At 51.4% G+C, this 17473-nt stretch carries 22 protein-coding genes; 19 read left to right on the top strand and 3 right to left on the bottom strand.

What is annotated here, in order from left to right:
• The first annotated feature begins 6 nt into the window (after positions 1-6).
• From HMPREF9081_RS06905 to HMPREF9081_RS06890, 4 genes are all read left to right on the top strand, one after another.
• Positions 7-1071 carry a tartrate dehydrogenase gene (locus HMPREF9081_RS06905; RefSeq protein WP_006306394.1) on the top strand — a complete coding sequence of 355 codons (1065 nt, stop codon included), beginning with the start codon at positions 7-9 and terminating at the stop codon, positions 1069-1071.
• Between the two features lie 72 nt (positions 1072-1143).
• A complete protein-coding gene (gene galU / locus HMPREF9081_RS06900; protein WP_040394719.1) occupies positions 1144-2025 on the top strand; it encodes a UTP--glucose-1-phosphate uridylyltransferase GalU in 882 nt (293 codons plus the stop codon).
• A 10-nt stretch (positions 2026-2035) separates the two neighbouring features.
• Complete coding sequence (locus tag HMPREF9081_RS06895; RefSeq protein ID WP_006306392.1) at positions 2036-3265, top strand: DUF445 domain-containing protein; 1230 nt, start codon at positions 2036-2038, stop codon at positions 3263-3265.
• Positions 3262-4551, top strand: a complete 1290-nt coding sequence (locus HMPREF9081_RS06890; protein WP_006306391.1) for a DUF445 domain-containing protein — start codon at positions 3262-3264, stop codon at positions 4549-4551. The genes HMPREF9081_RS06895 and HMPREF9081_RS06890 overlap by 4 nt, the downstream gene beginning before the upstream one ends.
• Before the next feature lie 4 nt (positions 4552-4555).
• On the opposite strand, the gene HMPREF9081_RS06885 is transcribed toward HMPREF9081_RS06890, so the two are convergent.
• The 3 genes from HMPREF9081_RS06885 to rplM all read right to left on the bottom strand — a co-directional run bounded on the left by HMPREF9081_RS06885 (position 4556) and on the right by rplM (position 5965).
• Positions 4556-4999: an RrF2 family transcriptional regulator gene (locus HMPREF9081_RS06885; protein WP_006306390.1), complete on the bottom strand. Its 444-nt coding sequence runs from the start codon at positions 4997-4999 to the stop codon at positions 4556-4558.
• Positions 5000-5120: 121 nt separating this feature from the next.
• The gene (gene rpsI / locus HMPREF9081_RS06880; protein ID WP_006306389.1) at positions 5121-5513 is read right to left on the bottom strand and encodes a 30S ribosomal protein S9; all 393 of its coding nucleotides are present in this window, start codon (positions 5511-5513) and stop codon (positions 5121-5123) included.
• A 26-nt stretch (positions 5514-5539) separates the two neighbouring features.
• Entirely contained in the window at positions 5540-5965 is a 426-nt protein-coding gene (gene rplM / locus HMPREF9081_RS06875) for a 50S ribosomal protein L13 (protein ID WP_006306388.1), read from the bottom strand.
• 406 nt (positions 5966-6371) lie between these two features.
• Between rplM and rplU the strand changes: the two genes are divergently transcribed.
• The 15 genes from rplU (at position 6372) to purC (ending at position 17470) form a co-directional block, all read left to right on the top strand.
• Positions 6372-6683, top strand: a complete 312-nt coding sequence (rplU, locus tag HMPREF9081_RS06870) for a 50S ribosomal protein L21 (RefSeq protein WP_006306387.1) — start codon at positions 6372-6374, stop codon at positions 6681-6683.
• A gap of 3 nt (positions 6684-6686) precedes the next feature.
• The gene (locus HMPREF9081_RS06865) at positions 6687-7007 is read left to right on the top strand and encodes a ribosomal-processing cysteine protease Prp (RefSeq protein ID WP_006306386.1); all 321 of its coding nucleotides are present in this window, start codon (positions 6687-6689) and stop codon (positions 7005-7007) included.
• Positions 7004-7306, top strand: a complete 303-nt coding sequence (rpmA, locus tag HMPREF9081_RS06860) for a 50S ribosomal protein L27 (RefSeq protein ID WP_006306385.1) — start codon at positions 7004-7006, stop codon at positions 7304-7306. Before HMPREF9081_RS06865 ends, rpmA begins: the two co-directional genes overlap by 4 nt.
• Positions 7307-7370: 64 nt before the next feature.
• Positions 7371-8654, top strand: coding sequence for a GTPase ObgE (obgE, locus tag HMPREF9081_RS06855; RefSeq protein ID WP_006306384.1), 1284 nt, complete (start codon positions 7371-7373; stop codon positions 8652-8654).
• Between the two features lie 13 nt (positions 8655-8667).
• Entirely contained in the window at positions 8668-8967 is a 300-nt protein-coding gene (locus HMPREF9081_RS06850; protein ID WP_006306383.1) for a YhbY family RNA-binding protein, read from the top strand.
• A complete protein-coding gene (proB, locus tag HMPREF9081_RS06845; RefSeq protein WP_006306382.1) occupies positions 8964-10088 on the top strand; it encodes a glutamate 5-kinase in 1125 nt (374 codons plus the stop codon). The genes HMPREF9081_RS06850 and proB overlap by 4 nt, the downstream gene beginning before the upstream one ends.
• A gap of 9 nt (positions 10089-10097) precedes the next feature.
• Positions 10098-11354, top strand: a complete 1257-nt coding sequence (locus tag HMPREF9081_RS06840) for a glutamate-5-semialdehyde dehydrogenase (protein WP_006306381.1) — start codon at positions 10098-10100, stop codon at positions 11352-11354.
• A gap of 161 nt (positions 11355-11515) precedes the next feature.
• Complete coding sequence (gene nadD / locus HMPREF9081_RS06835) at positions 11516-12136, top strand: nicotinate-nucleotide adenylyltransferase (protein ID WP_040394711.1); 621 nt, start codon at positions 11516-11518, stop codon at positions 12134-12136.
• Positions 12120-12695 (top strand): bis(5'-nucleosyl)-tetraphosphatase (symmetrical) YqeK, encoded by a 576-nt coding sequence (gene yqeK, locus HMPREF9081_RS06830; RefSeq protein ID WP_006306378.1) that lies wholly within the window; start codon positions 12120-12122, stop codon positions 12693-12695. Before nadD ends, yqeK begins: the two co-directional genes overlap by 17 nt.
• 37 nt (positions 12696-12732) lie before the next feature.
• The gene (locus HMPREF9081_RS06825; RefSeq protein WP_006306377.1) at positions 12733-13782 is read left to right on the top strand and encodes an LCP family protein; all 1050 of its coding nucleotides are present in this window, start codon (positions 12733-12735) and stop codon (positions 13780-13782) included.
• Positions 13783-13796: 14 nt separating this feature from the next.
• Positions 13797-14141, top strand: coding sequence for a ribosome silencing factor (gene rsfS / locus HMPREF9081_RS06820; RefSeq protein WP_006306376.1), 345 nt, complete (start codon positions 13797-13799; stop codon positions 14139-14141).
• A gap of 7 nt (positions 14142-14148) precedes the next feature.
• On the top strand, positions 14149-15057 hold the full coding sequence (locus HMPREF9081_RS06815; protein WP_006306375.1) for a CvfB family protein: 909 nt from the start codon (positions 14149-14151) through the stop codon (positions 15055-15057).
• A gap of 89 nt (positions 15058-15146) precedes the next feature.
• The gene (locus tag HMPREF9081_RS06810) at positions 15147-16097 is read left to right on the top strand and encodes a chemotaxis protein (protein WP_006306374.1); all 951 of its coding nucleotides are present in this window, start codon (positions 15147-15149) and stop codon (positions 16095-16097) included.
• Positions 16098-16203: 106 nt separating this feature from the next.
• Entirely contained in the window at positions 16204-16692 is a 489-nt protein-coding gene (purE, locus tag HMPREF9081_RS06805) for a 5-(carboxyamino)imidazole ribonucleotide mutase (protein WP_006306373.1), read from the top strand.
• Positions 16693-16756: 64 nt separating this feature from the next.
• Positions 16757-17470, top strand: a complete 714-nt coding sequence (purC, locus tag HMPREF9081_RS06800) for a phosphoribosylaminoimidazolesuccinocarboxamide synthase (protein ID WP_040394708.1) — start codon at positions 16757-16759, stop codon at positions 17468-17470.
• Positions 17471-17473: the final 3 nt, after the last annotated feature.

Here is a 17473-nt window from a genome sequence, read left to right as displayed (position 1 = left end):
ACAGCTATGAAGCATTTTAATATTGCGGTGATTGCGGGGGACGGAATCGGTCCCGAGGTCATTGCCGAAGGAAAAAAAGTATTCTCCGGAATTGCTGAGATGGACGGCGGTTTTTCGGTTTCCTTCGAGGATTTCCCATGGGGCTGCGAATACTATCTGAAAACGGGCGAAATGATGCCGACAGACGGGCTGGATATCCTGAAGCCGTTCGATGCCATCTATCTTGGTGCGGTTGGCTATCCGGGGGTTCCGGATCACGTTTCCCTCGGCGGACTTCTGCTTCAAATTCGACGCGGATTCGATGAGTATATCAATCTTCGTCCTGTTCGCCTTTTGAAAGGTGCACCATGCCCGCTCGCAAATGTTCTGCCGGACGACATCAATATGATTGTCGTGCGTGAAAACAGTGAGGGAGAGTACGCAAATGTCGGTGCGCATCTCTATCCCGGGACAGAGCGTGAGATGGCGCTTCAGACGGGGGTGTTTTCCCGCCATGGCTGCGAACGTGTCATACGCTATGCGTATGAGCTCGCACGCCTTGAAAAACGCTCTCTCACCTCAATCTCCAAGGGGAATGCACTGCGCTACTCGATGGTGTTCTGGGATGAAATCTTCGCAGAGATCGGTCGGGAATACCCAGACGTGGAGACGCACAGCCTTCTCGTCGATGCTGCGAGCATGTTCTTCGTCAAGGATCCGGGGCGCTTTGAGATCGTTGTGACCAGCAATCTGTTCGGCGATATACTGACGGATCTCGGTGCAGCGATTGCGGGGGGAATGGGGCTTGCGGCAGGTGCAAATCTCAACCCTGAGCGAAAATACCCGTCGATGTTTGAACCGATCCATGGGAGTGCACCGGACATTGCGGGTCAGGAGACTGCAAATCCGCTTGCTTCCATCTGGTCCATCAGTCAGATGCTCGAGTTTCTCCATGAACAGGAGTGGGCAGAGCGTATCCTGTCTGCAATCGAAACACTTCTTGTGGAGCGGAGGACACTCACACCGGATCTGGGCGGCAGTGCCAAGACATCGGAGATCGGCGCAGCGATTCTTGAGATTTTGGAGCGCTGAGCGAAAAATATCAGAAAAAGCGCGAGGCTCGACCTCGCGCTCTATTTACATAAAGGATGGAGCGTGCATGAGATGAAAGAAAAGCGCATTCGTAAAGCTGTCATTCCCGCGGCAGGATATGGAACACGATTTCTCCCTGCAACCAAGGCAACACCGAAGGAGATGCTGCCCATTGTAGATAAGCCGACCATACAATATATTGTGGAAGAGGCACTTGCAAGCGGTATTGAGGATATATTGATCATCAGTGGTCACGGCAAGCGTGCCATTGAGGATCACTTTGATTCGGCACCGGCACTCGAGCATGAGCTGGAACGGAAGGGAAAGGAAGACCTACTGAGGCTCATACGAGAGACGACGGATGTCAATGTGCACTATGTGCGACAGAAATATATGCGCGGACTCGGAGATGCTATCCTCTGTGCGCGCAGCTTTGTTGGAAACGAGCCGTTCGCTGTGCTCCTTGGTGATGATGTTGTCTATCATCCGAAGAAGTCTGCCCTGCGTCAGTTGATTGACGTATACGAGGAGAGAGGTGGATCCGTTCTCGGATGTCAGGTGGTATCGGATGAACAGGTATCATCGTATGGCATTGTTGCGGGGGATATGACAGGGAATGCACGCCTGATGCGTGTTTCCGACATGGTAGAGAAGCCATCCCTTGAGGAGGCACCCAGCCGCATGGCTGTACTCGGACGCTACATTATCAGTCCCGAGATCTTTACCATCCTGTCTGAAACGAAACCGGGAAAGGGCGGTGAGATACAGCTCACGGATGCACTTAAGGTGCTGGCGCAGCGTGAGGCTGTCTATGCCTATGACTTTGAGGGAAAACGCTACGATCTTGGGGACAAGCTGGGGTTCTTAGAGGCGACAGTTGAATTTGCACTGCGCCGTGAGGACCTCGGTGCTGATTTCAGGAAATATCTGAAGAGACTCGTGGAAACACTGTGAGGCGATCCGATTGCAGAAGGAAAATCAGGCAAATCTTGCGCTTGCTGTCAGTGTGTTCGGCGCAATTGGAACGGCGGGGCAGGGGAGTTCTCTCCTCGTTACGACTCTTCATCATGGTTTTCTGGCAGCGACGATCGGCGGTCTTGCAGACTGGTTCGCGGTAAAGGCAATCTTCGGGCGGCCCCTCGGGATTTCTCATCGGACGGATATTCTGCGTCGGAACCGTGCGCGCATCATGGAGTCGCTCGTCCTCTTTTCCTCTGATGATCTGCTCAGTAAAAAAAATATCATGGATGTCATCGAACGGGAACAGATTGGTGCGCTTGTCGTGGAGTATCTACAGCATCGCGGCGGGCGGGAACGCCTCATTGATGCTACTGTGGATATTCTCCGAAACGTGGCCTCCGATGTGGACAGTCACCATATTTCAAAGGAATTGACACCCTATGTGATTCAGGCGCTCCATGCACTCCCCTTGGAGGAGAGTTTTGCCGAACTTCTGAATGTCCTGACAGAAGAGCCCCATGCAGATCGTATCTTTAATATGCTGATTCGCATGGGGTTGCAGCTCGTTCGGACACAAGTCTTTCAGGATATGCTCCGTGAAAGTATCGCATCCATTCGAACGGAATATGAGGGCGATGGAATGGTACGCGCCTTTGTCTTGTCTTTTTTTGATAATGAGATGATTGCCGCGTGGCTGACCAGTCGTTTGGAGGAGTTATTGACATCTGCGATGACGCATGATGACCAGAGGCATAGGGATGGTGTTCAAGCACTTTCTTCTTTTGTCACATCACTGCGAACGAATCCAAATTTGCATGAAGCACTTCATCGGTATAAACTTCATGTCATAGATAATATAGATATTGAGAATATGCTGGCGGACTTTATTGAGCATCGTATGAAGGGAAATCACCCCTTTTGGATTCCCTACGTGAGAGAACTTCTGAATGAAAAACTAGATCTGTTCGTGCATTCGGAAAGCTGGCAGAGTCGTGTTGATCGCTGGATCAAGGCGCTGGCTGCCGGTGAGGTGGACAAACATCATGGAATGATCGCGGATTTTGTCCGTGACTATCTGAATCAAAAAACGGACGATGAACTCATCCTCTTTGTCGAGAGCAAGGTGCGCACCGATTTGCAGATGATTCGCATCAATGGCGCCATCGTCGGTGCCTTTGTCGGCATGGCTCTGTCACTCGTTGTGAGCTTTGCGGAAAGGATGTGGGGGCTATGATCCAAGCGTGGAACAAGGCGAATACAGCCCTTTTGAGTTCATTCTTTCTCTTTCTTATTTCGCTGTATCTGCATCTGCATTTCCCCTCTACACTTTGGGCGGACGGTATGCTTATGGTCAGTGAGGCGGCTCTGGTCGGTGGTGTCGCCGACTGGTTCGCGGTTACGGCACTCTTTCGGAAACCTCTCGGATTTCCCTACCATACGGCGATATTGCCGCGTCGACGGGACAGCTTTATCCAAGCGATTGTCGTTATGGTGCAAAAGGAGTTTTTCTCACGACGTAAGATTTTCCGACATATTGAGAAGATCCATTTAATTCCGATGATGGAGGCATTTTTACACAAAAGGGAAACCGAGGAACAGCTGACAGGAACCGTTCTTCACTTTATTCGCGCAACATTTCTGCGTAAGAAAAATAAAAAGGCGATTGCCTATCTGTCGGCACGCATTAAGAAGCTGCTTCTGCAAGAAGATCCATCGGAACTTATGTATCGTTTTGATGTACTGTCCAGAAGCAATGCATGGGATCAGAAGGCGCTCGCCCGCATAGCCGTGCTCCTTGCACAGGAGGTGTCCACGGAGGAAACGCGGCAGTCCATTCGAGAAACATTGGCGGAACTGGAGCGTGAGAAAATTGGAGATGGATTTTTATCGCGTCTTCTCGAGGTCACCAATACAGTCAATCTGGATGAGGGGACAGAACTGATTCAGCGGCACACCTGTAACCTGCTGAATGAACTTGGAAGGGATCATTCTCCACTCCAAGAAAATGCCCTTGCACTCCTGCATGACTGCCTGTCGGATCTTCGTCAAGACGCAGAACTGCTGCAAGTTGTTCGTGACTTGCAGGAGCGGCTTGCGCAGGAACTCCCCCTTGATGAAACCCTTGCCCGGCTCTTCCATGACCTGCGAAAACATTTCCAAATGGATCTGAAGCGCGAAGTAGATCCGATCGCGGAGCATATGCCGGCCTTCTACACACATTTACAAACCATACTTCATGTCGAGTATCAGCATATGCTCACTCTTGTCGAGGAGCGTCCGGAACTCCAAAAGATCATTACTAAGGTGCTTTACGACCTCTTGGCCCGCTCGGCACTTCATGCACAGACGCTCGTCGGCGTTATTGTCGGGAATGTCCTGTCGCGCCTGACCGATGAGGAACTCAATCATCTCATCTATGACAAGGTAGAGGAGGATCTGCTCTGGATCCGTATCAACGGCTCGCTTGTCGGTGGATGCATCGGTTTCATTCTCTTTGTCTGCATGAGTCTTTTCTCGTGAGAAATCAGATAAAGTACATGAGATTTTCGTTGCTTTCCTCATGATTCAGTGCAGATAGGAGATCTTCCAGTGTAACGGCATTCAATGTTTCAAAAATACTCTTGTCCAACAGATCAAATACATCACGGGCAAGAATATGATTTAGAGACTCCATCTTTTCAGAGGAAGAACCGGTCTTTTCGATCAGGGAAATCTCAATGGAAGAGAGGATGTCATAGGCAGTAATCTGCCGTGGAGGACGGGAGAGCTGATAGCCGCCCTGAGAGCCTTTGATTGAGTTGACCAGCTTGCTGCGCTTGAGCAGGGAAAAGACCTGTTCAAGATAGATCTTCGAGATGCCAAGATGCTCTGATATACTGATGATCGTAATGGGTGAGGAAGCATCGTAGTTTCGTGCCAAAAATACCATTGCTGCGATGCCATAGCGACCTTTTGCGGAAATCTTCATGGATTTATCCTCTTTCAGTAAAACATAGTTTTTCTGTCCATATAATATGTTAAAACTCCAAAAATGTCAAACAAAAAATCCCTTCTTAGATGAAGAAGGGATTTTTGTTGTAGAAAATGAATTAGCGCTTCGAGAACTGAGACGCCTTACGTGCTTTCTTGAGACCGTACTTACGGCGCTCCTTCTCACGCGGATCACGTGTCACGAAACCTGCCTTCTTGAGCGCAGGGCGCAGTTCTGCATCCATCTCGATGAGTGCGCGCGTGATACCGTGACGAATTGCACCGGCCTGACCGGACGCACCGCCACCGGATACATTGGCGATCACATCGTATTTATCGATGGTCTCTGTCAGGTTGAGCGGCTGACGAACAATCAACTCGAGTGTCTTGAGACCAAAGTATTCTGCCATTTCACGACCATTAATCGTAACCTTGCCGTCGCCCGGAACGAGACGAACGCGTGCGACCGATGTCTTGCGGCGACCTGTGCCGTAGTATGTGACTTGTGCCATCGAACAGATTCCTCCTTTTACGAAACTCAGCGAATATCAAACGCCAGCGGTTCAGGCTTCTGTGCTGCATGGGGATGTTCCGGTCCAACATAGACGTTGAGTTTGCGGAAAATCTGCGCACCGAGGCTGTTCTTCGGCAACATCCCCTTGACAGCGTGTTCGATGACACGGGTGGGGAAGCGCTCGAGCATCTGACCGGCAGTCGTAAAGGTTGTGCCGCCCTGATAGCCGGAGTGACGGAAATAGGTCTTGTCCGTCAGCTTCTTTCCCGTGAATTTCACTTTCTCAGCATTGATAACAATGACATAATCGCCGGTGTCAACATGCGGTGTATAGATGGGCTTGTTCTTTCCGCGCAGAATCTTTGCAATCTCTGCTGCGAGGCGTCCGACCGTCTGATTCTCAGCGTCTACCACATACCACTTGCGTTCAATATCGGCGGCTTTTGCCATAACCGTGGTTTTCACGTAATTCCCCCCTAGAGAGTAAGAGCATTCAATTATGATTGAGTTGATATGATAAGTTGATGCAATATCTGCTCATGCCTCCGGGGCTAATGGATACATGAAAAATATCACACGTCGCTATTCTATGAAATTTTTACTGGAATGTCAAGTTGTTTTATTCATCGCACCAGGGGCGTTTCACGGACCTAAATTGCAATATCAAGGACCACAATGAACTTTGACAAAAAGCCACTGCGACGAGCCTTGACAGCAATCAACGAATATGATATTATCCACTGACATAGGCGTATAGCCTGTTTGGGCGTGAGCTCATTCCCAACCGCGCGGCGAGGTCATGTAATCAGCTCTGCTGAACCATAGCCGGCGAGTAACGATATAGGGAGGTGTTTTCATGTATGCAATCGTAAAGACGGGCGGCAAGCAGTACAAGGTCGCTGAGGGTGATACCATTTTTGTGGAGAAGCTCGAGGCAGGCGAGGGCGAAACCGTTGTGTTCGATCAGGTTCTGACCGTTGTGAATGACGGCAGTGTCAAGGTCGGTCGTCCGATGGTGGACGGTGCAAAGGTGACGGGTAAGGTCATGGCACACGGCAAGGGCAAGAAAATTCTGGTCTTCAAGTATAAGGCAAAGTCCAACTACCGCAAGCGTCAGGGTCATCGTCAGCCGTTCACGAAGGTTGTCATCGAGAAGATCGAGGCATAATCTGTGATTTCAGTTGAGATCTTCACAAATGCGGATGGGATGATTATAGGGTATCGTGTCAAAGGACACAGTGGTACGGCAGAGCACGGACATGATATCGTCTGTGCCGGTGTATCGGCTCTGACCCAGTCTGCGCTTCTCGGGATCATGGAGTATCTGCATCGCACCGTCATCTATGACATTGCGAGCGGGAATCTCGAAATGCGGTTCTCTGAGCCGCCGGATGATTGTACGGAAGCAATTTTGCGCACCATGTATATGGGTCTCGCAGAAATTGAGAAGATCAGCCCGAAGGACATTCAAATTCAGGAAGTAAAGGGGTGAACAGATTGTTCTCGTTTGATTTGCAGCTTTTTGCACATAAGAAGGGTGTCAGCTCGACGCGCAATGGTCGTGACAGCCACTCCAAGCGCCTCGGCGTGAAGGAGCAGGCAGGCACGCATGTGACGGCTGGCAGTATTATTGTTCGTCAGCGCGGCACGCATTTCCATCCGGGGCATAATGTCGGTATCGGCAAGGACGATACGATCTTTGCGAAGATTGACGGCAAAGTTGCCTTTGAGCGCAAGGGGCGTCATCAGCGCCAGATCAGTGTGTATCCGCTCACGGAGGCCGCTGTTTAATTTTGTTCTATGCGGATGCCTGTACCTTGGGGGTACAGGCTCTTTTCTATAAGAGGGGGGACGTATGCAGTTCATTGACCGCGCACAGATTACGGTGAAGGCAGGAGACGGCGGACACGGGAAATCCGCGTTCCGCCATGAAAAATTCATGCCAAAGGGCGGTCCGTCGGGCGGTGACGGCGGACGCGGCGGAGATGTGATCTTTCGTGCTGACCGTAACCTGAATACGCTTCTCTCGTTTCGGTTTCATCGTAAATTCCTAGCGAAAAACGGGGAAAATGGTGAACACAAGAATCAGTACGGAAAAAATGCACAGCCTCTCTATGTCGATGTTCCTCCGGGGACACTTGTGACCGATGAGGCAACGGGCGAGGTCCTTGCCGATCTCACAGAGGTCGGTATGGAAACGGTGATTGCACGCGGCGGACGCGGGGGACGCGGCAACGCAAAATTTGCCAACGCCGCGAACCGTGCACCGTCCTTTGCCGAGTTCGGCGAGCCGGGGGAGAGCCGCAAGCTCCGCTTAGAACTTAAGCTGCTCGCGGATGTCGGACTTGTCGGCTATCCGAGCGTTGGCAAGTCGAGCCTTGTCGCATCGTGCTCGGCAGCGCGTCCTGAGATTGCGGATTACCACTTTACAACGCTGACCCCCGTGCTTGGCGTTGTGCAGACGGACTATGAGAAGAGCTTCGTCATGGCAGACATTCCTGGACTCATTGAGGGAGCTGCCGACGGCGTTGGACTCGGGCATGACTTCCTCCGCCATGTGGAACGCACGCGTCTCATTCTGCATATCGTGGATGCTTCCGGTATCGAGGGACGCGATCCCGTGGAGGATTATCACAAGATCAACAAGGAACTCGCGCGCTACAGTGAAAAGATTGCAAAACGCACACAGATTCTCGTAGCAAATAAGATTGATCTGCCGTCCGCAGAGGAGAATCTGCCACGCCTCAAGGAACTTGCACAACGCGAAGGGCTGGAGTTCTTTGCCATCTCTGCGGCAACGCGCGTAGGCGTGCAGGAACTGATCGATCATGTCGGTGCATGGTTGGAGGCTTACGTCCCGGAACCCGAGGCAGAGGAGGAGGATGTCGCGGTCTATGACCAGAACGCCGAGGACGACGAGAAGGTGACAATCTCGCGCAACGATGCGGGTGATTTCATTGTATCCGGCAAAGCGATCGAAAAACTCGTTGTGATGACAAACTTCAATAACGACGAGGCGGTACGACGTTTCCAATATATTTGGCGGCTCAAGGGTCTGGATGAAAAACTCCGCGCACGCGGCATCAAAGAAGGCATGACCGTTCACATCGGAGATATGGCATTCGACTATCAGGATTAATGGGGGAAATACTTTGCTGCGAAACTCGCTGAACAGTAAGCAGATTCGAAAACTGCGCTCACTCGGCATGACGGAGGAGGTCATCGTCATGATCGGCAAAGAAGGTGTGACGCCGACGGTCGTTGCCTCTGCACGCGAAGCAATCAAAAAGCGCGAACTCATTAAGGTACGCGTTCTTCAGAATGCGCCGGAGGATCCGGCAGATGCCATTACCGTTCTTGCGGAGCGTGCAGATGCCAACCTTGTTCAGATCATTGGCAGAAATGGGCTGCTCTTTCGGCGGAATTTCGAGAAGCCGAGGATCGAACTATGAGTGCAAGAGATCGTCTGCGCGAGGCGAAACGTATTGTGGTCAAGGTGGGAACCAGCACCCTCACGCATCCGTCGGGTGGGATGAATCTCCATCGGATCGATCATCTTGTGCGGGAACTGATTGATGAGGCGAATCAGGGCAAGGACATCCTGCTGGTATCCTCTGGCGCGATTGCGGCAGGGATGAATACACTTGGGCTGAAAGAGCGTCCCGCAGGTATCCCCGCACGACAGGCGCTGGCGGCGATTGGGCAGGGGGCACTTCTGCATATCTATGAGAAGTTCTTTCATGAGTATGGACGGACGATGGCACAGGTTCTCCTCACAAAGGAGAATGCAGCGCGCCATCACCAATATATGAATTCACGCAATACGCTGCTCGCACTCCTCGGTATGAACGTCATTCCAGTTATCAATGAAAATGATGCGGTAGCGGTCGATGAGATCAAGATCGGGGACAACGACAATCTGTCAGCCGTAGTTGCGGCACTCGTTGATGCAGATGCACTGATTATCCTCTCAGATATTGATGGAGTCTATACGGCGAACCCGCGCACGGACACATCCGCAACTCTAATTTCTGAGATTCCGGAGATTACACCTGAGATCGAACAGCTTGCAGGTAGTGCAGGCTCCGCACAGGGGACAGGCGGCATGCAGACCAAAATCGAAGCGGCGAAGATTGCTCAGAACGCTGGTGTAACGATGGTGATTGCGCGTGGCAATGAGGATGGCACAATCCGTTCCATTTTGCGCGGTGAGGAAATCGGAACACTCTTTCCTGCACGTGAAGCGCACCTTCGCGCACGCAAGAGCTGGCTCGCATTCGGTAAGCGGCTGATGGGTGAAATCTCCGTAGATGATGGGTGCATTGCTGCCATGCGGCGCGGAGCAAGTCTTTTGGCAGTTGGTGTGACGGCGGTTTATGGAGATTTCTCTGCGGGAGAGACGGTGCGTGTCCTCAGCCCCTCCGGACAGGAGATTGCGCGTGGTATTGCAGCATATGACGCAACGGATGTTGCACGCCTGATGGGACATCAGACCGCTGACTATCAAGAAATCATTGCGGATGCGGCACATGAGGAAATCATCCATCGGGACAATATGGTGCTGATGGTATAAGGAGGAGCGATGATGATCGAGCAGGAGATTCGCACGCAGGCAGAGGCGGCAAAGGCAGCCTCCTATCAACTCGCATCACTTCGATCAGACGTGCGTAACAGAGCACTTCATGCAATGGCAGATGCATTGATGCAGCATACCGAATCCATTCTTCATGAAAATGCGGCAGACGTTGCGGAAGCGAAAGCTGCAGGAACACGAGCCTCCTATCTGGATCGTCTGCGCCTTGATGCGAAACGTATGGAAGCGATGTCAGAAGCGCTTCGTCTGACGGCGGCTCTTCCGGATCCTCTGGGACGTGAAGATTATTCGGTACGTCGCCCGAATGGTCTTGAGATCAGGCGGCTACGCGTTCCTCTCGGCGTGATTGGGATGATCTACGAGGCACGGCCGAATGTGACAGCGGATGCAATCGGACTCTGTCTGAAATCGGGCAACGCAGTTCTCCTGCGCGGCGGTTCGGACGCACTTCGCTCCAATCGTGTTATTGCCGATATTCTCTCCTGCGTCGCATATGATTCCGGAATTCCGACAGGAGCAATCCAACTACTTGCCATGAAGGAACGTGCCGCCGTCGATGTCATGACGCATCTGACAGGTCTGCTCGATGTTATCATTCCACGCGGAGGTGCAGGACTCATCCGGCATATTGTAGAGAACAGCTGTGTACCCGTGATTGAAACGGGTGCCGGCGTCTGTCACATCTATGTGGATCGCGTAGCGGATCTCCCGATGGCGCTCCGTATTGTTCAAAATGCAAAGGTGTCGCGCCCGTCTGTATGCAATGCGGCAGAAACTCTTCTTGTTCATGAGGAAATTGCGGCAGAGTTTCTGCCGCAGATGGCAGCAATACTTTCCGCCGATGGAGTGGAGTTGCACGGCTGTTCCAAAACCCGTGTCATTCTTCCGGACATTGCGGCGGCGACAGAGGAAGATTGGGCGACTGAGTATGGTGATCTTATTCTTTCGATTCGTGTTGTCGAGGATATGGATGCGGCAATCTTCCATATCAATCGCTATAATACGGGACACTCCGAGACAATTGTCACGAATGACATCCGCGTAGCACATGATTTCCAGCAACGCGTTGATGCCTCGACGGTCTACGTCAATGCCTCAACACGCTTCACAGACGGATTTGAGTTCGGATTTGGCGCAGAGATCGGTATCAGCACACAGAAGCTCCATGTCCGTGGTCCAATGGGTCTGGACGCACTAACGAGTACAAAGTATCTTGTCTACGGTGAAGGGCAGATTCGAGAATGAACGAATGCGGCAACTGATCGGCTATCTTCGTACACTGTTCCAATATGCAAAAACACCAAAAGGACGGCATGATATCCTCGACTATTTGCTTGCTGCCGGCATATTTTTTCTCATTATAACCCTTGTATTTGTGATCCTCAATCTTGTGAGGTGAAAACGACGTGGAAAGACGAATCGGAATTATGGGCGGAACATTTGACCCGATCCATATGGGACATCTCATTACAGCGGAAATGGTGCGTTGTGCAGTGCCATTGGATGAAGTGTTGTTTATCCCGTCTGCTCGGCCGCCGCACAAGGATGGGACACGCGCCGCATCCCCCGAAGACCGGCTGGCTATGACGAAACGTGCCGTGCAGGAGAATCCTCATTTTTCTGTGTCGGATATCGAACTGAAGAGAGATGGTCTTTCCTATACGGTGGATACAATCGCAGAACTTCAAAGTCGATCACACGGAGCAACGCTTTTCTTCATTACCGGAGCAGATGCGATGAATGATCTCTACCTCTGGCATGAGCCGAAACGTCTGCTACGCTCCTGTCAATTTATTGTTGCGACACGGCAGGGGGTTCCGCTCGATGAACTCTTACTTGCGGAAAAGTTTACGGCAGAGGAACGCAGTCACATTCAGGTTCTGCCAACGCCGCACTTGGAAATCGCATCGAGTACGATCCGTGCACGGATACGAGAAGGACTCTCCATCAGATACCTCGTGCCACGCACGGTAGAAGAGTATATTGAGAAAAGGGGGCTGTATCGTGAGCATGACAAAGAGCTATGAGGAAATGCGCACTATTCTTGAGCAGCAGCTGACGGAAGGCCGCTATCGTCATTCTCTGGGGGTCGCAGATACGGCTGCCTCACTGGCACGACGCTTTGGAATGAATGAGGAGCGCGCACGCGTTGCGGGGCTCCTGCATGACTGTGGACGCACATATGAGGTCACAGAGCTTCCGCTGGAGGCACGACGACGCGGAATTCCGATCGGAAAAATCGAGTCTGCGATGCCGCTTTTGCTTCATGCCTATGTGGGGGCGTATTTGATCTACGAAGTCTATGGCGTCAATGATGCTGCAATTGCGCAGGCAATCTGGCGGCATACCGTCGGCGGCGCAAACATGACGGCACTCGACAAAATCATCTATTTTGCGGATATGATTGAACCGTCCAGAACTTACCCGGAGGTGGAGCGGTTGCGTGAGCTCGCACGTACCGCATCATTGGATGAGATGATGCTCGTCGGACTGACCGAGTCCATTCTCTTCGTTGCACAGAAGGGCGGCCTTATTCATCCCGATACCGTGACCGCACGGAATGAACTTCTGCTTGAACAACACTGAACAGAATGGTATTTTATAAAAAGGAGAGGGGGAGGCGATGTCGGAATACGATGCAGAGGAACTTGCTGCTCAACTCCAAAGTGAAAATTCGCGTGAAAATATAAAAAAACGCCGCAACGAACGAAAACGCAAACGCCGCATCGCATTTCTGCGTGGGATCTTTCGCCTCATCTGTACCCTCGTTCTCCTTGTAGCAATCAGTATTGCCGGGTATTATCTGATCGGATGGGGTATACAGGCATATCGTGATGTGCACGATATGTACGAGGCGTATCTGATCCGACAGGAAGCAAATCGCGGTGAGGTTGACATTCGTTTCGACGGTTATACCAATGTTCTGGTGCTTGGTCTGGATGATTCCGTTAATGTGGACAATGCCGAGGAGAAACGTGCCGACGCAATCCTCCTGATCAGCATGGAAAACGCCACGGGCAAAGTGCGTATCCTCAATATTCCGCGCGATACTTGGGCTGTGATGCCACAGAACAAGGGAGAGACCAGACTCTCCCATGTCTATGCGGTCGGTGGAGCCCCACTGATGGTACGAACAATCAACCAAATGTTCGATATTTCTATTCATCAATATGTTGTCATCGATCTTGCGACATTCGGACAGATTGTAGACGCTGTTGGTGGCATCGATCTCTATGTCGAACAGAATATGGATTATGACGATCCCGAGGCAGGGCTTTTCATCCATATGCGTCAAGGATACCGCCATCTGGATGGAAAAGGAGCGGAGCACTATCTGCGCTATCGGAGCGACGATCTCGGCGATCTCGGGCGTACACAGCGGCAGCAGAAGTTTGTCAAAGCATTCTACGCCAAGCTCCTGCGCGTCGATACATTACCGAAGGTGCCGGCAATTGCAGATATTATAAAACAAAATGTCACAACAAGTGCGGAACTCTTTGACTCCGTGCACATCGGCAATGTCATTCGAAAACTGAGCATCGAGCCACCACGCACGATCATGCTGCCCGGCGATTTCTCACGTGATGATGATACCGTTTGGATTATGGATCGTGCGGCAACGGATGAAATTATTCATGAACTTTTCCCGCCGGAAGAAGCGGGAACAGAGTAGCAGGAGGGAACAGCTTGACAGAGCAGGAAAAATGCCGTGTGATTTGCAAGGCGGCAGATGAGAAAAAGGCACGCGATATCGTGCAGATGGATATGATCGGGCTCATGTCGACGAACGATTATTTTGTCATCTGCTCGGCAAATACCGCGACACAGGTGCGCGCGATTGCAGACAACATCGAAGAGAAAATGGAAGAAGCCGGCATTTCTTTTCTTCACAAGGAAGGTTATCGTGAGGGCGAGTGGATCTTGCTCGACTACGGCGATACTGTCGCACATGTCTTCCAACAGGAAGCCCGCGAATACTACGCATTGGAGCGCCTGTGGGGGGATGCAAAGTTGACTCCATACGAGGAGTAAACAGCCTATGCAGGAACAAACACGAAAGCCGGAATACCTAAAACGCTCCTGCAAGTATGGTCCGAGTCAGGTCGCGGAGCTCACCGCTGTACGTGAGAGTGAACTTGGCGTATTTCTGGACGCAGAGACAGGTAATACGAATGATGATATCTTGCTCCATACGGTTCAGCAGACGGCTCCCGTCAAGGTCGGTGATCGTGTCCGCGTCTTTCTCTATCTCGACCCGAAGCGGAGACTTACCGCAAGTATGCGTACGCCCCGCATGAAGGAGGGACAGGTTGCCCGTCTGCGTGTCATCAATGTCACGAAGGAAGGCGCATTTCTCGATGTCGGTGCGGAGCGCGGCATTTTTCTGCCCTATGCAGGAATGCGTGGGCGCCCGCAGATCGGAGAAACCGTTTGGGCAAAGCTCTATACGGATAAATCCGGGCGCCTTGCCGTAACGATGGAGGTCGAAGATGAGCTGCGCCGTGCCTCACGCCCCGCAGAGGGGGTACGTGTAGGAGACCGCCTCAAGGGCTCGGTCTACAATATCACCGAGCGCGGCGCATTCCTCTTTACGGAGGAACGCTATATTGTCTTCATTGATCATCGTGAGATTCCGCATCGTCCGCGTGTGGGTGAAACCGTCGAGATGCGTGTGACCTATCTTCGTGAGGATGGACGACTGAACGCCTCTTTGCGTCCCCCAAAGGAAGAGGCGCGATTGGAGGACGCGGATCGACTTCTCAAACTCTTGAAGGAGCATAACGGCAAGATGCCCTATACCGATTCCACATCGCCTGCCGTCATTCAGGATCGCTTTCATATCAGCAAAGCTGCATTCAAACGGGCGCTGGGACGATTACTCAAGGACGGTCTCATCGAGCAGCGGGATGGTTGGACCTATTTGTCTGAGGAAAACAAAAAGTCCTAGTTTTTTCTTAAGATAGGCAGGATTTTCCCCCCGAAGGGCGAATAGAGAGCATAGCAAACAATGTTTACAAGCATGGGGGAGAGAGATAAATGGCAGAGACGGTCACTGAAGAGAGAAAAGGAATCCTGCTTGAAACAGGAACGAATGAATTTGAAATTGTCGAGTTCAGTATTGGAAAGGTGAACTACGGCATTAATGTTGCGAAGGTGCGCGAGGTTATTACGCGTGCGCCAGTCACGGCTATGCCCGAGGCACATCCCTATGTCGACGGTCTGTTTACCCTGCGCGGCAAGGCGATTCCGCTTGTCAACATGGCACGTTGCCTCAATCTCCAGACAGTGGACGAATTGCAGAACATCATTGTCACAGAGATCAATAATTACGATATCGGCTTCCTCGTTGGCAGTGTCTATCGCATTCACCGCATTTCGTGGAAGAATATGGAGCCCGCCCCGAACGTTGGTGAGGGATCGCGTGTGGTCGGTATCATCAAGATGGAAGATCGTATCGTCCTCCTACTCGACTTTGAAACCATCATTGCCGAGATCAATCCTGAGATCAACCAGAAACTCACGACAGTCGCGGAGGCGACGCAGGATGCTAAGACACGTCGTGGAACAGCTCATATCGTCGTTGCAGAGGACTCCAAGATGCTTCGTGATCTGTTGGTCACGACACTTCATGAGGCTGGATACAAGTTCATCCGCGACTTTGGAAACGGACAGGATGCATGGGACTATCTGCAGGATCTTGCACGTAAGAACGGACCGATTGAGAACCATGTGCGCATCATTATCTCTGACGTAGAGATGCCAAAGATGGATGGACATCGCCTCTTGAAACTCGTGCGTGAAGATAACCGTCTGGGCGAGGTTCCGCTCGTCTTGTTCTCCTCCCTCATCAGTGAGGAGATGAGGCGCAAGGGCGACAGTCTGGGCGCGTCCGGACAGGTCTCCAAGCCGGAGATCAACCAACTCATTGACCTTTTGGATACGCTCACTTTCGGTGAACCTCTCCACGATGTCAGCGATGAAAACTAAATTAATATGATGTAAGGGCTGCTGTACCACTGTATGGCAGTCCTTTGTTCGTTCTATTGACATGACTCTAAATTCTCGTTATCATAGAGGTTAAGGAGATGGTAAAATGAAGGTAGCAGTCCTCATGGGAAGCGACTCTGATTGGCCAATCTTAAAGCCGGCGGTTGAGCTTCTGAAGCAATTTGGCATTGAGCCTGTAGTCAAGGTTGCCTCGGCACATCGTACGCCGTCAAACGTGCGTGATTTTGTCATGGAGGCAGATCACAAAAAAGAGTTTGCCGCATTCATTGTTGCAGCGGGCGCGGCAGCACATCTTGCAGGGGTTGTAGCAAGCTATACCATTAAGCCCGTCATTGGCATTCCGGTCAACGCAACACCTCTGAACGGTATGGATGCGCTGCTCAGCACGGTACAGATGCCCTCGGGAGTTCCCGTTGCGTCGATGGCGATCAACGGTGCAAAGAATGCCGCTATATTTGCTGCAGAAATTCTCGCAGTATACGATTCTTCCATTGCGGAAGCTCTCATGGACTATCGAGAAAAGATGGTTCTTGAAGTGGAGGCGAAAGCGGATCGGGTTGCCGCACAACTTTAATCTGAATGTAGTACATGGGAGTGTTTTCCTGTAATTGAGGAACATGGAAAGGGAGGCCTATAAAATGGAGCGAAAAGAGGCTCTTTACGAGGGTAAGGCAAAGATTATCTATGCAACGGATCGTCCGGACGAGTATCTCGTTTACTACAAGGATGATGCAACGGCAGGGAACGGTGCAAAGCGCGGTACGATTGCAGATAAAGGCATCATGAACAATAAGATGACGGCATTCTTCTTTGATCTTCTGGCAAAGGAAGGGATTCCACATCACTATATTTCTATGCCGAGTGATCGCGAGATGATCGTGAAAAAACTCACGATCATCCCACTCGAGGTCATCATCCGCAATGTAGCAGCAGGGTCACTTGCCCAACGCCTCGGGCTTGAGGAAGGTGTTCCCATGCCGTTCCCAGTCATTGAGTACTGCTACAAGAACGACGATCTTGGCGATCCGATGCTTAACCGCTATCATATTCGGGCAATGAAGATTGCAACAGATGCAGAGTTGGACGAGATTGAGCATATGTCGCTGAAGATCAACGATGTACTTACAAAATTCCTCAAAACGAAGCGCGTCGATCTCATTGACTTCAAACTTGAGTTCGGCAAAGATGTGGACGGGAACATCATCCTTGCCGATGAAATCTCGCCGGATAACTGCCGTTTCTGGGACAGCGATACGAAGGAAAAGCTGGATAAGGATCGTTTCCGCCGTGACCTCGGCAATGTAGAGGATGCCTACAAGGAAATGCTCCACAGACTGACGGGAGAAGCATAAGCA

The sequence above is a fragment of the Centipeda periodontii DSM 2778 genome, from assembly GCF_000213975.1.
GTDB classification, from domain to species: domain Bacteria; phylum Bacillota; class Negativicutes; order Selenomonadales; family Selenomonadaceae; genus Centipeda; species Centipeda periodontii.
This window is presented reverse-complemented; position numbering and strand designations above follow the sequence as displayed.

What these genes read in the sequence shown, in the direction of transcription:
- HMPREF9081_RS06905 (WP_006306394.1), top strand. Translation starts at nt 7, where the DNA reads ATGAAGCATTTTAATATTGCGGTGATTGCGGGGGACGGAATCGGTCCC.
- galU (WP_040394719.1), top strand. Translation starts at nt 1,144, where the DNA reads ATGAAAGAAAAGCGCATTCGTAAAGCTGTCATTCCCGCGGCAGGATAT.
- HMPREF9081_RS06890 (WP_006306391.1), top strand. Translation starts at nt 3,262, where the DNA reads ATGATCCAAGCGTGGAACAAGGCGAATACAGCCCTTTTGAGTTCATTC.
- HMPREF9081_RS06885 (WP_006306390.1), bottom strand. Translation starts at nt 4,999, where the DNA reads ATGAAGATTTCCGCAAAAGGTCGCTATGGCATCGCAGCAATGGTATTT.
- rpsI (WP_006306389.1), bottom strand. Translation starts at nt 5,513, where the DNA reads ATGGCACAAGTCACATACTACGGCACAGGTCGCCGCAAGACATCGGTC.
- rplM (WP_006306388.1), bottom strand. Translation starts at nt 5,965, where the DNA reads ATGGCAAAAGCCGCCGATATTGAACGCAAGTGGTATGTGGTAGACGCT.
- rplU (WP_006306387.1), top strand. Translation starts at nt 6,372, where the DNA reads ATGTATGCAATCGTAAAGACGGGCGGCAAGCAGTACAAGGTCGCTGAG.
- obgE (WP_006306384.1), top strand. Translation starts at nt 7,371, where the DNA reads ATGCAGTTCATTGACCGCGCACAGATTACGGTGAAGGCAGGAGACGGC.
- proB (WP_006306382.1), top strand. Translation starts at nt 8,964, where the DNA reads ATGAGTGCAAGAGATCGTCTGCGCGAGGCGAAACGTATTGTGGTCAAG.
- HMPREF9081_RS06840 (WP_006306381.1), top strand. Translation starts at nt 10,098, where the DNA reads ATGATGATCGAGCAGGAGATTCGCACGCAGGCAGAGGCGGCAAAGGCA.
- yqeK (WP_006306378.1), top strand. Translation starts at nt 12,120, where the DNA reads ATGACAAAGAGCTATGAGGAAATGCGCACTATTCTTGAGCAGCAGCTG.
- HMPREF9081_RS06825 (WP_006306377.1), top strand. Translation starts at nt 12,733, where the DNA reads ATGTCGGAATACGATGCAGAGGAACTTGCTGCTCAACTCCAAAGTGAA.
- HMPREF9081_RS06815 (WP_006306375.1), top strand. Translation starts at nt 14,149, where the DNA reads ATGCAGGAACAAACACGAAAGCCGGAATACCTAAAACGCTCCTGCAAG.
- HMPREF9081_RS06810 (WP_006306374.1), top strand. Translation starts at nt 15,147, where the DNA reads ATGGCAGAGACGGTCACTGAAGAGAGAAAAGGAATCCTGCTTGAAACA.
- purE (WP_006306373.1), top strand. Translation starts at nt 16,204, where the DNA reads ATGAAGGTAGCAGTCCTCATGGGAAGCGACTCTGATTGGCCAATCTTA.
- purC (WP_040394708.1), top strand. Translation starts at nt 16,757, where the DNA reads ATGGAGCGAAAAGAGGCTCTTTACGAGGGTAAGGCAAAGATTATCTAT.